This is a genomic window from Streptomyces sp. NPDC059477 (genome assembly GCF_042749375.1).
Taxonomy (GTDB): Bacteria; Actinomycetota; Actinomycetes; order Streptomycetales; family Streptomycetaceae; genus Streptomyces.
Genome location: NZ_JBHYUG010000004.1, coordinates 147,899 through 161,213, shown reverse-complemented (window position 1 = coordinate 161,213; position 13,315 = coordinate 147,899). Strand labels below are relative to the sequence as shown.

The 13,315-nt window shown below is 69.6% G+C and carries 17 protein-coding genes; 13 read left to right on the top strand and 4 right to left on the bottom strand.

Going from position 1 to position 13,315, the window contains the following annotated elements; all coding sequences use genetic code 11:
* Positions 1-99 precede the first annotated feature (99 nt).
* Together ACFXAZ_RS03545 and ACFXAZ_RS03540 are read right to left on the bottom strand one after the other, a co-directional pair.
* Positions 100-477: a WhiB family transcriptional regulator gene (locus tag ACFXAZ_RS03545; RefSeq protein ID WP_384584450.1), complete on the bottom strand. Its 378-nt coding sequence runs from the start codon at positions 475-477 to the stop codon at positions 100-102.
* Positions 478-749: 272 nt separating this feature from the next.
* On the bottom strand, positions 750-1,499 hold the full coding sequence (locus tag ACFXAZ_RS03540) for a DUF1707 domain-containing protein (protein ID WP_384584447.1): 750 nt from the start codon (positions 1,497-1,499) through the stop codon (positions 750-752).
* 156 nt (positions 1,500-1,655) lie between these two features.
* On the opposite strand from ACFXAZ_RS03540, the gene ACFXAZ_RS03535 reads away from it, so the two are divergent.
* From ACFXAZ_RS03535 to ACFXAZ_RS03510, 6 genes are all read left to right on the top strand, one after another.
* On the top strand, positions 1,656-3,326 hold the full coding sequence (locus ACFXAZ_RS03535) for a fumarate hydratase (protein ID WP_384584444.1): 1,671 nt from the start codon (positions 1,656-1,658) through the stop codon (positions 3,324-3,326).
* Positions 3,327-3,542: 216 nt separating this feature from the next.
* The gene (locus ACFXAZ_RS03530; protein WP_384584442.1) at positions 3,543-3,749 is read left to right on the top strand and encodes a hypothetical protein; all 207 of its coding nucleotides are present in this window, start codon (positions 3,543-3,545) and stop codon (positions 3,747-3,749) included.
* Entirely contained in the window at positions 3,733-4,254 is a 522-nt protein-coding gene (locus ACFXAZ_RS03525; protein WP_384584439.1) for a DUF6879 family protein, read from the top strand. Before ACFXAZ_RS03530 ends, ACFXAZ_RS03525 begins: the two co-directional genes overlap by 17 nt.
* Entirely contained in the window at positions 4,244-5,092 is an 849-nt protein-coding gene (locus ACFXAZ_RS03520) for a Scr1 family TA system antitoxin-like transcriptional regulator (RefSeq protein WP_384584436.1), read from the top strand. Before ACFXAZ_RS03525 ends, ACFXAZ_RS03520 begins: the two co-directional genes overlap by 11 nt.
* 514 nt (positions 5,093-5,606) lie before the next feature.
* Positions 5,607-5,831 carry a DUF397 domain-containing protein gene (locus ACFXAZ_RS03515; RefSeq protein WP_384584433.1) on the top strand — a complete coding sequence of 75 codons (225 nt, stop codon included), beginning with the start codon at positions 5,607-5,609 and terminating at the stop codon, positions 5,829-5,831.
* Between the two features lie 81 nt (positions 5,832-5,912).
* The gene (locus ACFXAZ_RS03510; RefSeq protein ID WP_384584430.1) at positions 5,913-6,380 is read left to right on the top strand and encodes a hypothetical protein; all 468 of its coding nucleotides are present in this window, start codon (positions 5,913-5,915) and stop codon (positions 6,378-6,380) included.
* Positions 6,381-6,630: 250 nt separating this feature from the next.
* Here ACFXAZ_RS03510 and ACFXAZ_RS03505 read toward each other — a convergent pair whose 3' ends face one another.
* Together ACFXAZ_RS03505 and ACFXAZ_RS03500 are read right to left on the bottom strand one after the other, a co-directional pair.
* Positions 6,631-6,819 (bottom strand): hypothetical protein, encoded by a 189-nt coding sequence (locus tag ACFXAZ_RS03505; protein ID WP_384584428.1) that lies wholly within the window; start codon positions 6,817-6,819, stop codon positions 6,631-6,633.
* Positions 6,819-7,064, bottom strand: coding sequence for a hypothetical protein (locus tag ACFXAZ_RS03500; protein WP_384584425.1), 246 nt, complete (start codon positions 7,062-7,064; stop codon positions 6,819-6,821). Before ACFXAZ_RS03500 ends, ACFXAZ_RS03505 begins: the two co-directional genes overlap by 1 nt.
* Positions 7,065-7,194: 130 nt before the next feature.
* On the opposite strand from ACFXAZ_RS03500, the gene ACFXAZ_RS03495 reads away from it, so the two are divergent.
* The 7 genes from ACFXAZ_RS03495 (at position 7,195) to ACFXAZ_RS03465 (ending at position 13,292) form a co-directional block, all read left to right on the top strand.
* A complete protein-coding gene (locus tag ACFXAZ_RS03495; protein ID WP_384584422.1) occupies positions 7,195-8,076 on the top strand; it encodes a Scr1 family TA system antitoxin-like transcriptional regulator in 882 nt (293 codons plus the stop codon).
* Entirely contained in the window at positions 8,073-8,270 is a 198-nt protein-coding gene (locus ACFXAZ_RS03490; RefSeq protein ID WP_384584419.1) for a DUF397 domain-containing protein, read from the top strand. The genes ACFXAZ_RS03495 and ACFXAZ_RS03490 overlap by 4 nt, the downstream gene beginning before the upstream one ends.
* A gap of 125 nt (positions 8,271-8,395) precedes the next feature.
* A complete protein-coding gene (locus tag ACFXAZ_RS03485) occupies positions 8,396-9,553 on the top strand; it encodes an NAD(P)/FAD-dependent oxidoreductase (RefSeq protein WP_384584416.1) in 1,158 nt (385 codons plus the stop codon).
* Entirely contained in the window at positions 9,550-9,849 is a 300-nt protein-coding gene (locus ACFXAZ_RS03480) for a (2Fe-2S)-binding protein (RefSeq protein WP_384584413.1), read from the top strand. The genes ACFXAZ_RS03485 and ACFXAZ_RS03480 overlap by 4 nt, the downstream gene beginning before the upstream one ends.
* Positions 9,842-11,377 carry an FAD-dependent oxidoreductase gene (locus ACFXAZ_RS03475; protein WP_384584410.1) on the top strand — a complete coding sequence of 512 codons (1,536 nt, stop codon included), beginning with the start codon at positions 9,842-9,844 and terminating at the stop codon, positions 11,375-11,377. Before ACFXAZ_RS03480 ends, ACFXAZ_RS03475 begins: the two co-directional genes overlap by 8 nt.
* On the top strand, positions 11,374-12,291 hold the full coding sequence (locus ACFXAZ_RS03470; RefSeq protein WP_384584407.1) for a dihydrodipicolinate synthase family protein: 918 nt from the start codon (positions 11,374-11,376) through the stop codon (positions 12,289-12,291). The genes ACFXAZ_RS03475 and ACFXAZ_RS03470 overlap by 4 nt, the downstream gene beginning before the upstream one ends.
* Entirely contained in the window at positions 12,291-13,292 is a 1,002-nt protein-coding gene (locus tag ACFXAZ_RS03465) for a proline racemase family protein (protein ID WP_384584404.1), read from the top strand. The genes ACFXAZ_RS03470 and ACFXAZ_RS03465 overlap by 1 nt, the downstream gene beginning before the upstream one ends.
* Positions 13,293-13,315 lie beyond the last annotated feature (23 nt).

Here is a 13,315-nt window from a genome sequence, read left to right as displayed (position 1 = left end):
ACCGCCCCCGGCACCCCCACGCCCCCAAACCCGGCTGCGCGCGCCCGCGGCGGCCGGCGGGGCGCCCCCCCGGTGCGGAGGGGGCGCTCCCTGCCGGGGTCAGCCGGCTTGCGCTATGCGGCCCGCCGCCCCGGCCGTCTTCGTCAGTTCCATCTCGCGGCGGCGCCGCCTGGCCAGCACGACCCGGCGCTCGGCGGCGGTGAGGCCGCCCCAGACGCCGTACGGCTCGGGCTGGAGCAGCGCGTGCTCGCGGCACTCGACCATGACGGGACAGCGGGCGCAGACCCGCTTGGCGGCCTCCTCGCGGGAGAGCCGCGCGGCGGTGGGTTCCTTGGAGGGTGCGAAGAACAGGCCTGCCTCGTCCCGCCGGCACACCGCTTCGGTGTGCCACGGGGCGTCTTGGTCCCTGTCTCGCGCTGGCACCCGCTGCGCCGGAACGGCAGCTACCGGTAGGGACGAATGCGGCGGTTGCAGCACGGTCTACTCCTGACGACGGCTTCGCGAGCGAGAGACGATGCAGCAAGGTCTACCCGCTGTGCGCGCGCCTATGCAGGGAGTTCCCAACCCCGGGGAACCTGGCGGTTCTTGAGCGGTACGGCACCCGGACGCGTTCGTTTCGCGGCGGAAATTCACGACCGTCAATGATCGCGGGGGCCGACGCAAAGGCAGCGCCGGGACCCGGGGGTCCGGGCGTGCGAGTACTGATACACCCGTGCCGGGGTCTGCGCGCACCACTGCGCGCCCGCGGGTCACAGATACTTGCGCTGGACCTTCTCGACCTTGCGCTGCACCTTGTCGGCGATCCTGGCGATGTCGGCGACGAACTTGCCGCGCTTGGGCCGGGCCTCGATGCTGCCGAGCACGGCCCAGCCGTCGACGAAGACCACGGGGGCCTGCGGATCGCCCGAGTCGAGCGTGCGCACCTCGAAACTGCCCAGCACTCCCCCGCCGTTGCCGCGCAGCGAGACATTCTCCGGGACCTTGATCTCGACGCTGCCGAAGACCGAGAACGCCTTGATCGCGATCTGCTGGTACTCGAAGAGGGCCTCGCTCAGGTCGATCTCGACGCTGCCGAAGACCGCGTAGGCGTGGATACGGCGGCCCGCGCGCCAGCGGCCCTTGCGCACGGCGCTGCTGAACACCGCGACGACGCTGTCGTCCGCCTCGGTGGGTATCGCGCCCTCGCTCGGGCGGCTGGGCACCGCCGCGTAGGCGCTCGCCGCGGGCTCCTGGTGGGCGCCCGGCAGATCGCGGATCAGCGGCTCCAGCTCGCCGACCGTCTTGGCCCGGTAGACCCCTTCGATCCGCTCGGAGTGCTCCTCGGCGGTCAGACGGCCCTCGGCCATGGCATCACGCAGGATGTCCGCGATCCGGTCACGGTCGGCGTCGGAGGCGCGCAGCTCGGCGGGCGCCACCTCGGGACTCCGACGGGGACCGGGACTCGGAGCGGGACTGGGACTGCTCGGCCTGGTCTGCCTGGTCTGCTTCTCAAGGTCCACGACAGCAGCGTACCCACACACGATAGATCGCGACACCCCGGGAGCCGGTGAACTGAGTCCTACCTCACCGACACGCTGTCGGTGGTACGTCCTACGCTGGGGAGCGCTGCCAATGGATGCCAGCCGCTGTCCGCCGTGAGTGAGGAATAGGCCGAGATGCCTGAGTTCGCGTACACCGATCTGCTCCCCATGGGAGAGGACACCACTCCGTACCGGCTGGTGACCTCCGAGGGTGTCTCCACCTTCGAGGCCGACGGGCGCACCTTCCTCAAGGTCGAGCCGGAGGCGCTGCGCAAGCTCGCCGAGGAGGCGATCCATGACATCCAGCACTATCTGCGCCCCGCCCACCTCGCCCAGCTGCGCCGGATCATCGACGATCCGCAGGCGTCCGCGAACGACAAGTTCGTCGCGCTGGACCTGCTGAAGAACGCGAACATCGCGGCGGCGGGCGTGCTGCCGATGTGCCAGGACACGGGCACGGCCATCGTGATGGGCAAGCGCGGACAGCAGGTGCTGACGGAGGGCGGCGACGAGGCGGCCCTGTCGCACGGCATCTACGACGCGTACACCCGGCTCAATCTCCGTTACTCCCAGATGGCCCCGCTGACCATGTGGGAGGAGAAGAACACGGGTTCGAACCTCCCGGCCCAGATCGAGCTGTACGCGGCCGACGGCGGCGCGTACAAGTTCCTGTTCATGGCCAAGGGCGGCGGCAGCGCCAACAAGTCGTTCCTGTACCAGGAGACGAAGGCGGTCCTCAACGAGGCCTCCATGATGAAGTTCCTGGAGGAGAAGATCCGCTCGCTGGGTACGGCGGCCTGTCCCCCGTACCACCTGGCGATCGTGGTCGGCGGTACGTCGGCGGAGTACGCGCTGAAGACCGCGAAGTACGCCTCCGCGCACTATCTGGACGAGATCCCGGCCGAGGGTTCGCCGCTCGGGCACGGCTTCCGGGACAAGGAGCTGGAGGAGAAGGTCTTCGAGCTGACGCAGAAGATCGGGATCGGGGCGCAGTTCGGGGGCAAGTACTTCTGCCATGACGTACGGGTCGTGCGCCTCCCGCGCCATGGCGCGTCCTGCCCCGTGGCCATCGCCGTGTCCTGCTCGGCGGACCGGCAGGCGGTCGCGAAGATCACGGCGGAGGGCGTCTTCCTGGAGCAGTTGGAGACCGACCCGGCGCGTTTCCTGCCGGAGACGACGGACGAGCACCTGGACGAGGCGTCGTCGGACGTGGTGCGCATCGACCTCAACCAGCCGATGCCCGACATCCTCGCCGAGCTGACCCGGTACCCCGTCAAGACCCGCCTTTCCCTGACCGGCCCGCTGGTCGTGGCCCGCGACATCGCGCACGCCAAGATCAAGGAGCGGCTGGACGCGGGTGAGGAGATGCCGCAGTACCTGAAGGACCACCCGGTGTACTACGCGGGCCCCGCGAAGACGCCCGAGGGCTACGCGTCGGGCTCCTTCGGCCCGACGACAGCCGGCCGAATGGACTCCTACGTGGAGCAGTTCCAGGCGGCCGGCGGCTCCAAGGTGATGCTCGCCAAGGGCAACCGCAGCAAGCAGGTCACCGACGCGTGCGACACCCACGGCGGCTTCTACCTCGGCTCCATCGGCGGCCCGGCCGCCCGCCTCGCCCAGGACTGCATCAAGAAGGTCGAGGTCGTGGAGTACGAGGAGCTGGGCATGGAGGCGGTCTGGAAGATCGAGGTGGAGGATTTCCCGGCGTTCATCGTGGTGGACGACAAGGGCAACGATTTCTTCCAGGACCCGGCTCCGGCACCTACGTTCACGAGTATTCCGGTGCGGGGGGCGGGGCTGGGCTGACGTAGCCACGTAGCCACCTGTAGGGAGCCCTTGGCCGTCGGTCAGGGGCTCTTGGCGTCTCCTAGGGCCCCACCCCATCAAGCTGCCAAGGGCCAACGTCAAGATCCTTACCCGACAACGCGAATATTCGTGATCCCACATGGACGACAACAACCAATCTTCGTACCGTCATCTGCAACGGCCCTCAACATGGGCCAGACACAAGGGGGTTTCACGATGGCGCGTGAGGAACTGACCCGGCTTACGGGCACCGCTACGGGTGAGTGCAACAAGAACGACTGCCCCAACGTCTACCGGACCGCGTCCGGGTCTTTCGTCGTGCAGGGCGACGTGTCCCAAGCATTCACCGCCCCAGATGGGGAAGGGCTCGTGGAGATCCCGGAGGAGACACTGAGGGAGGCTTTCCGTGCTCTTGGATGGTGACGAGTGGGCGGCTCGGTTCGAGACTTTCCAGCATGAGGCATGGCGGCTGGAAACCTTGCCGGAGTACCGCGTCCCTCAAGAAACCGAGGAGATCGAGGCGTTCTTTTCCGGGGAACGCATTGACCCTCACGCCTACTCGAACGAGTACACCGAGGACCTCAAGCGGCTGCGACGGGAAGGAAAGAACAAGGGGCGTGTTCACATCGTGACTCGCCCTCTGTCTGACTACCTGCGCTATGAGTTCATGTACTACCAACCGCATGCGTGGGCTGGTGAAGACATTCGTATCATGGATGTCACAGGTAGACCCAACCCCCTTGAGAGGGTGCAGGACTTCTGGATGTTCGACTGGTCCGAAGTCGTGCTGATGAACTACGAGTCGGACGGCACGCAAATCAATCGGGAGGTCTTTGAAGGCGACGTGAGTCCCTTCCTGGAATACCAGCGGATCGCCCTGGCCGAATCGGTTCCCTTCGAGGAGTACGTGAAGGGCCTTGACCTTTGATCCTGAGTCGCTAGGCAAGTCTGGGTCTGACCTAGCAGAAGCACTACGCAGCGAGCGCAAGCGAGCCGGTCTCACTCAGACCGCGCTCGCTCGGCGCTGCAACATGTCCCAGACCAAAGTCAGCAATATCGAGAGCGGTAAGATCACCCCGACCATCGTTGATGTTGAGCTAATTTTGGAGACGCTCGGGGCGCAGGGCCCTATTGCCACGGAGATACTCAACCTTGCTCACGCAGCCAACACTGAGTGGCAGGACGATTGGGCCTCTCGACGGCGGGGCCTGGACAAGAAACAGAATGAATTGTCCAGACTGGAAGCCGTCACAACAGAATTTCGCTTCTTCCTGCCGACGATGATCACCGGCCTATTGTCGACGCCCGATTACGCGCGAGCGAGCCTCGCGCGAAACCCTGGTGACATGTCCAAGATCGTGGCCAAGAAGCTGGAGCGCCAGCAGACCCTCTTGGACTCATCGAAGTTCTTCACATTCCTACTGACCGAGCAGGCCGTTCGGTGGCCTCTAGCCTCACCTATCGCGATGGCTATGCAACTCGACCGGCTAGCGTCCGTCTCGCGCATCCCCAACGTTCGACTAGGAGTGATCCCCCTCGGGATAGTCGGCCCCGTCAGCGAGACCCCACTAAGCGTCTTCACCGTGTACGACCGGCGGCTGGTCCAAGTCGAGACCCAAACAGGTGCTCTGATCCTTCGAGACCACAGAGACGTAAACGCTTACCGGGAAGACTTTGAGCGATATGAGTCGTACGCCGTATTCGGAAACGAGTGTCGCGGACTCCTCTCCGAATGGGCCAGGATTTTTACCCGACAGCACAAATAGGACTCTTTCCAGCGTACGCCACCCGGCATCATTGCGTGATATTCGTGAAGCCGAAGGGCGATGTCACCGGAGAACCCGATCCCGGATGCTCCGGACTCCTGACTCGTGGGGACGAGTATCGAAGACCTCTCTCCGAGGGCGCCGATTATTTTACCCGAAAACGCGCATAAATTAGGCAACGATGCGCGAATCCTGCCAGCATTGGGCAGACAGGACGGGTTCACTGGGAGGCCGACGATATGCGTGCGAAGACAGCCGCAGGAAGCACAGACGCCAGGCAATGGGAATACGTCACCTACGCCCCTCAAGGGGAAATGTGTCCTGCCTGCCTGAAGTCCATTGAGTCGCTCGAACGGGTGCGCCGAGGCTCCATCGAAAGACAGTCGGGGGCACCGCTTGTCATCTATCGGCATATCAAATGCCCTACGGAGTGACCGTCTTTCAGGACTTCCGTCCCCCACGGACGGGAGACGGCTCTCTCCGGAGCCGTCAGCAGATCAGGAAGGGCACCACGATGACCGACCTGTACGGGCTCCCCATCGACGGAGTCGAATTCTCGAAGGCATGCGGCGGCAACACCCACCCGGACGGCGAAGCCTGCGTGACGCTCGCGCGGATCGGGCCGGGTGCCTGGGCCATGGGTGACAGCAAGCGCCCCGCCGCGGAGCCGCTGCGCTTCACCACGGCGGAGTTGGACGCGGCGGGGATCGACCCCGCGCGCTTCGACCTCTCCGCCTGATCCACAGCCCCACCCGGACACCGACGGCCCTGCCCCGCGCCGTTGGGCAGGGCCGTCACCCTCCCATGGAACGGAGCGGCAGTGCACCACCACGGTTACGCATGGCTCGGGGAGAAGCGGGCGTTCGACAAGGAGAGTGTGCGGCGGCCCCCGGGGCAGGCCCCGACCGGGAGCAGTGATCAGGAGGTGCGGGACCGGTACCGGGAAGCCGTGTCCTTGTTCCGGACTTCCGACCTGCCCCCGATCCAGACGGCGCACTGGCTGCTGAAGCCGCCGTCCGCGATCCGGGGGACGTGGGAGGAGCCCAAGGAGGCCGGCGAGTGGCTGGCCCTCCGACTCGCCGGACTCGCCCCCCGGTTCGCCTCCGAGGAGAACCGGGCGGCGACCAGGCTCGCCCTCCTCGCGAAAGCCGCCGTCGAGCGGCTCACGTGGGGTGGGGACGTGTCCCTCGGCCACTACCTGACGGGCACGGTCTTCCACTCCATCGCCCTCGTGACGTGCTCCCCCAACCGTGCCGACCCCGGCCTTCCCTGCCCCACCTGCACGTGACCGATGCTGCCGCCTCCGTCCGGGCCTCCCAGTTGCTCGCGGCGCCGTTACCAGACACCTCTCGGGCCGTCGCCCGTCCGGCAGCGTGGGCAGCGGCACGGGGGCCAGCGGAGGGAGTCGAGCACGATGGGGCCTGGGCCGGGCCGGTAGGTGCGGGGCGGGGTACGCCCTACGCGCTCGCCGTCCGGGGCCACCCGGTACGTCTCGATCGTCAGCCGGGAAGTGCCCGGCGCGGGCGGCGTACCAGCGTTCACCGCGCGCCCTCCCCGACCGGCACGTGGCAGGCGCAGGAGCAGCGCGGGACCAGTACGACCCCGCCGCGGTGCGCCAGCGACACGTCCGCCGTGCGGCGGCACCAGGTGTGCAGATCGGCGTACTCCGTCCGCCGTGCGACTGCGCATTCCGCCGACAGTTGCGGGTCCGCGACCGGCGCGCTCATCACGCCGCCCCTGCCCGGCTGGCGACGTACGGGCGGACCAGGGCGGTATCGGTGCCGTCGAACGGCGGATCGGCGAGGCCGTACGGAGACCGGTGCGCGGGAAGTCGTACGGCGACGGCCGGGCAGGATGCGCGGTGGCACCATGAGGAGGGCTCGGGGGCCGGACGGACATCCGCCCTCCGCTTGCCGGTGCCGGGCATCAGAATGCCCAGTACCCACCCCACGAACGTATGGATAATGCTCACTGCCGTCAGCTCCTCTGGGTAGCTGGTGGCCACGCCCCCGGACGTTCGCCGCGTCGCGGGGGTTTTGGATGTGGCCTGTGCTGTTTGTTCCGCTCCCTAGCTTCGATGCGTAGGGATACGATCACCAGGGGTGACGGTTGGACAGGGCCAACTGTCCAGACAGGAAGAGGGGGTGGAGCGCGTGACCGCTGAAACGGACGGCGCGGACCTCACCGATCCGGCGTCGTCCGCGCTCGCCCACTTCGGCAATGAGGCCCGGCTCGAACGGGAGCTACTGGGCATGTCCCGGGCGGACTTCGGCAAGGAAGCGACCTGCGGGTACTCTCTCGTGGCCAAGGTCGAGCAGGGGCAGCGGGTACCGCCCAGGGAGTTCGCGGAGGCGTGCGACCGGGTGTTCCCGCACGCCAACGGGCGTTTTATGCGGTTGTGGCCGCTCGCGTTGAGGCACGCATATCCGGCGTGGTTCCGCCCGTACGTCGAGCTGGAGGGAGTGGCCACGCACGTAAGGCTGTTCAACCCGCTGCTGATTCCCGGACTCGCTCAGACGGAGGAGTACGCGCGGGCAGTCCTACGAGCCGGACGGCCGGACAATCTCGATGAAGCCGTGACTCTTCGCATGGCACGGCAACACATTCTCACCGGGGACGACCCGCCGCGGTTGTGGCTGGTGATCAGTGAGTACGCGCTTCGCCGACCGGCGATGGATGCGGCCATCATGCATGGCCAACTTCAGCGGCTCTGGGAACTTGCCGAGATCCCGCGTCACGTTGTCCAGATCCTCCCCGAGACGGCCGTGCCGTTCCACGCGGGAAGCAATGCATTCGGGCTGCTGTCGTTCCGGGATGGGGCCGACGTAGCTCATGTGGACGGCTTTCCGACGGGCTACATCGTGGCCGACTCGGCGCCTGTCGCCGAGGCCCAGCGTGCATATGATCTTCTCAGGGCAACAGCCTTGTCTCCGGACGAATCGGCAGCCACGATCGACTCGATCATGAAGGACATATACACATGACCCACGCGCTCCAGTGGCGGAAGTCGAGCTACAGCGGCTCGAATCAGGGCGAGTGCCTGGAGGTCGCCGACGGCTTTCCCGGCATCGTCCCCGTCCGTGACAGCAAAGTCCCGCACGGCCTGGCGCTCACCTTCCCGGCGGACCACTGGTCATCGTTCGTACACGCCATAAAGGGCGGGCAGCTGTCCCCCTGACCCCGCACCACCCAACTCGCCCCGGCCCCCGCTTCGGTGGGGGCCGTCGGGCGCTCCAGCCCGCCCCCGCACTTTCCCGTGTCCGGACCATTCCCCCGCCCTATGCTGTGTGACATATTACTGCCATGCGCAAGCAACTGACCTGCGATGTCGTGGTCGTTGGTGCGGGCATGGTGGGTGCCGCCTGTGCCTACTACGCGGCCCGTGCCGGGCTGGAGGTCGTCGTGGTCGACCGGGGGCCGGTCGCCGGGGGGACCACCGGGGCCGGGGAGGGGAATCTGCTCCTCTCCGACAAGGAACCCGGCCCCGAACTCGAACTCGCCCTGCTGTCGCGGCGTTTGTGGGGCGAACTCGCGGACGAGTTCGGAGCCGCCATCGAGTACGAGGCCAAAGGCGGCCTCGTCGTCGCCGACACGCCCACCCAACTCGCCGCCCTGGAAGCATTCGCCGGCAGTCAGCGCACTGCCGGGGTCGACGCCGTGAGCGTCGGGAGCGACCGGCTGCGCGACCTGGAGCCGGACCTGGCACCGGACCTCAGCGGCGGCGTCCGCTACCCCCAGGACGCCCAGGTCATGCCCGCCCTCGCCGCCGCCCACCTGCTCCGCGCCTGCGGCGCCCGCGTCGAGACCGGCCGGACCGTCACCGGCGTACTGCACACCCCCGACGGCTCCGTGCGCGGCGTCCGCACCGACCGGGGCGACCTGCACGCCCCCTTCCTCGTCAACGCCGCCGGCACCTGGGGCGGCCACGTCGCCTCCCTCGCCGGGGTACACCTCCCCGTCCTGCCCCGCCGAGGCTTCGTCCTCGTCACCGAACCGCTGCCGCCCCACCGCATCCGGCACAAGGTCTACGCCGCCGCCTACGTGGCCGACGTGGCCAGCGACTCCGCCGCCCTCCAGACCTCACCGGTCGTCGAAGGCACCGCCGCCGGGCCCGTGCTCATCGGCGCCAGCCGCGAGCGCGTCGGCTTCGACCGCTCACTGTCGCTGCCCGTGATACGGGAATTGGCCGCCGGGGCGACCCGGCTGTTCCCGTTCCTCGACCGGGTGCGGGTGATGCGGACGTACGTCGGTTTCCGGCCGTATCTGCCGGATCATCTGCCCGCCGTGGGCCCCGACCCCCGGGTGCCGGGCCTCTTCCACGCCTGCGGGCACGAAGGCGCGGGCATCGGGCTCGCCCCCGGCACCGGGCACCTCATCGCCCAGGTCATCAGCGGACAGCGCCCGAGCCTCGACCTCCATCCCCTGCGCCCCGACCGATTCCCGGAGGCCACCCCCCGATGAATCCCCTCACCCTGACCCAAGCCCATCCCGCCACCCCCTTCACCGTCACCTTCGACGGCCGCCAACTCCCCGCCCTGCCCGGCCAGACCGTCGCCGCCGTGCTGTGGGCAGCCGGGATCGTCTCCTGGCGGACCACCCGCTCGACCGGGAGCCCCCGAGGCGTCTTCTGCGGGATCGGGATCTGCTACGACTGCCTCGTCACCGTCGACGGGCGGCCCGATCAGCGGGCCTGTCTCGTCCCCGCCGACCCCGGCGCCGACATCCGTACGCAGGACGGGACGGGCCACGATGACTGACCTCGCCGTGATCGGGGCGGGCCCGGCCGGACTCGCCGCCGCCCTCGCCGCCGCCGCACGGGGCGTACGGGTCACCCTCCTCGACTCGGCGCCCACAGCGGGCGGCCAGTTCTACCGGCAGCCCGCGCCCGGCCTCGGGGCACGTCGGCCGCAGGCACTGCACCACCAGTGGCGGACCTGGGAGCGGCTGCGCGACGGGCTCGCCCGGCAGACCCGGATCACGCATCTGACGGATCACCATGTGTGGTCCGTCGAGGCCCGGTCCACAGACGGCGGCTTCGCCGTCCACGCCCTCCTCGGGCCCGCCCAGGACCACGGCACCACCCTGCACGCCGACGCCGTCCTCCTCGCCACCGGCGGTTACGAACAGGTACTGCCCTTCCCCGGCTGGACCCTCCCCGGCGTCGTCACCGCCGGAGGCGCCCAGGCCATGCTCAAGGGCGGACTCGTGCTGCCGGGCCGTACCGTGGTCGTCGCCGGGACCGGGCCACTGCTGCTGCCGGTCGCCACCGGACTCGCGGCGGCGGGCGCCCGCGTGGCCGCGCTGGTGGAATCGGCCGATCCCCGAGACCTCGTACGGCAGGCGCGTGCCGATCCCCTGGACCTCGTACGGCAGGCGCGTGCCGATCCCCGGGGCCTCGTACGGCCCGCCCTCGCGTACCCCCGCGACCTCCTCCGCCACGCCCTCGCCCTCGCCCCCAAAGCCCCCGAAGCCGCCGCCTACGCCGCCGCCCTGCTCCGGCACCGCGTCCCCGTGCTGCCCCGGCACACGATCGTCGCCGCCCACGGCCGCGAGCGCGTCGAGGCGGTCACCGTCGGCCCACTCGCCGGGGGCCCGGAACGCCGCATCCCCTGCGACACCCTCGCCGTCAGCCACGGCATGCTCCCGCACACCGATCTCGCCGACGCCCTCGGCTGCGGGCTCGACGGGCCGTACGTCCGCGTGGACGACGAGCAGCGCACCGACATCCCCGGTGTCTGGGCCGCGGGCGAGACCACCGGGATCGGCGGCGCCGCCCTCGCCCTGGCCGAGGGGCACATCGCGGGCCGTTCGATCGCCGCCCGCCTCGCCGGACGGAAGTCCGACCCCGGCCCGGACTCCTGGCGTGGCGCCGCCAGGGCCCGTACCCGCATGCGCCGGTTCACCGCCGCGCTCGACCGCGTCTACACCCCGCCGCCGAACTGGCCGGATCTCGTCACCGACGAGACCGTCCTCTGCCGGTGCGAGGACGTCACCGCCGGAGAGGTGCGGGAAGCCGTCGGCACGCTCGGTGCCGGGGATCTGCGGACCGTGAAGCTGCTCACCCGGGCCGGGATGGGCTGGTGCCAGGGGCGGATGTGCGCGGCGGGCGTGGCCGGGGTCGCCGGATGCGCCGCCGAGCCCGTACGACGGCTGCTCGCCCGCCCGGTGCCGCTCGGCGTCCTGGCCCGGGACCCGGACCACGCAAACACCCCAACGGACCAGAACAGCGACTCCGGCTCCGACTCGACCCCCACCCACCCCCGACCGACAGGAGAACCCCGATGACCCCGCCCCCCTCCCCCCATCGCTCCCCCTGGCACGGCCTCCTCGTCGCCACCGCCCTCCCCCTGACCCCCGATCTCCGTGTCGACCACGGGAAGTTCGCCGAGCACTGCTCCTGGCTGGTGGCGGGCGGCTGTGACGGGGTCGTGCCCAACGGTTCGCTCGGTGAGTATCAGGTGCTCACGGAGGAGGAGCGGGCGGCGGTCGTGCGGACGGCGGTGGACGCCGTCGGGGGCGAGCGGGTCGTGCCCGGGGTCGCCGCCTACGGGGCCGCGGAGGCCCGGCGCTGGGCCGAGCAGGCCCGCGACGCCGGGTGCGGCGCGGTCATGCTGCTGCCGCCCAACGCCTACCGGGCCGACGAGCGCGCGGTGCTGGGGCACTACGCCGAGGTCGCGAAGGCGGGCGTGCCGGTGGTGGCGTACAACAACCCGATCGACACCAAGGTGGACCTCGTACCGGAGCTGCTCGCGAAGCTGCACGGGGAGGGGCTGATCCGGGCCGTCAAGGAGTTCTCCGGGGATGTCCGGCGCGGGTACCGGATCGCCGAACTCGCCCCGGAGCTGGATCTCCTGGTCGGCGCGGACGATGTGCTGCTGGAGCTGGCGCTGGCGGGCGCCAAGGGCTGGATCGCGGGCTACGCCAACGCGCTGCCCTCGGCGTCCGCGGCGCTGTACCGGGCGGCCGTCGGCGGGGACCTGGCCACCGCCCGCACGCTGTACGCGCAACTGCACCCGCTGCTGCGCTGGGACTCGCGGGTGGAGTTCGTGCAGGCCATCAAGGTGTCCATGGACCTCGTGGGCCGGTACGGCGGGCCCTGCCGGCCGCCCCGGGTGCCGCTCACGGCGGAGCAGGAGGCGGCGGTGCGCACGGCGACCGAGAAGGCCGTCGCGGGCGGGCTCACGCGAGGGGACGCCTGATGCGCAGCCGCCTCGTCCTGCACGCCGTCGACTCGCACACCGAGGGCATGCCGACCCGTGTGATCACCGGCGGGATCGGCACCATCCCCGGCGCGACGATGAACGAACGGCGGCTGTACTTCCGTGAGCACCGCGACGACATCAAGCAGCTGCTGATGAACGAGCCGCGCGGGCACGCGGCCATGAGCGGCGCGATCCTCCAGCCGCCCACCCGCCCGGACTGCGACTGGGGCGTGGTCTACATCGAGGTCTCCGGCTATCTGCCGATGTGCGGGCACGGCACGATCGGCGTGGCGACCGTGCTGGTCGAGACGGGGATGGTGGAGGTCGTCGAGCCGGTCACCACCGTGCGCCTGGACACCCCGGCCGGGCCCGTCGTCGCCGAGGTCGCCGTCGAGCACGGGCGGGCCCGGCACGTCACCCTCCACAACGTGCCCTCGTTCAGCGTCGGGCTGGGCCGTACGGCCACCCTCGCCGACGGGCGGACGGTGACGTACGACCTCGCCTACGGCGGCAACTTCTACGCGATCTTGCCGCTGGACGCGTTCGGGCTGCCGTTCGACCGGGCCCGCAAGGACGATCTGCTGCGGGCGGGGCTCGCGCTGATGGACGCCATCAACGGGGAGGACGAGCCACACCATCCCGAGGACCCGTCCATCCACGGGGTCCACCATGTCCAGCTCGTCGCGCCCGGGTCCACCGCCCGGCACTCCCGGCACGCGATGGCCATCCACCCGGGCTGGTTCGACCGCTCGCCGTGCGGTACGGGCACCAGCGCGCGCATGGCGCAACTGCACGCGCGCGGCGAACTGCCGCTGCACACCGAGTTCGTCAACGAGTCGTTCATCGGCACCCGGTTCACCGGACGGCTGCTGGGCACGACCGAGGTCGCGGGCCGTCCGGCCGTGCTGCCGAGCTTCACCGGACGGGCGTGGATCACCGGCACGGCCCAGTATCTGCTGGACCCGGACGATCCGTTCCCCGCCGGGTTCGTACTCTGAACCCGACGTCCACGAGGAGTAGT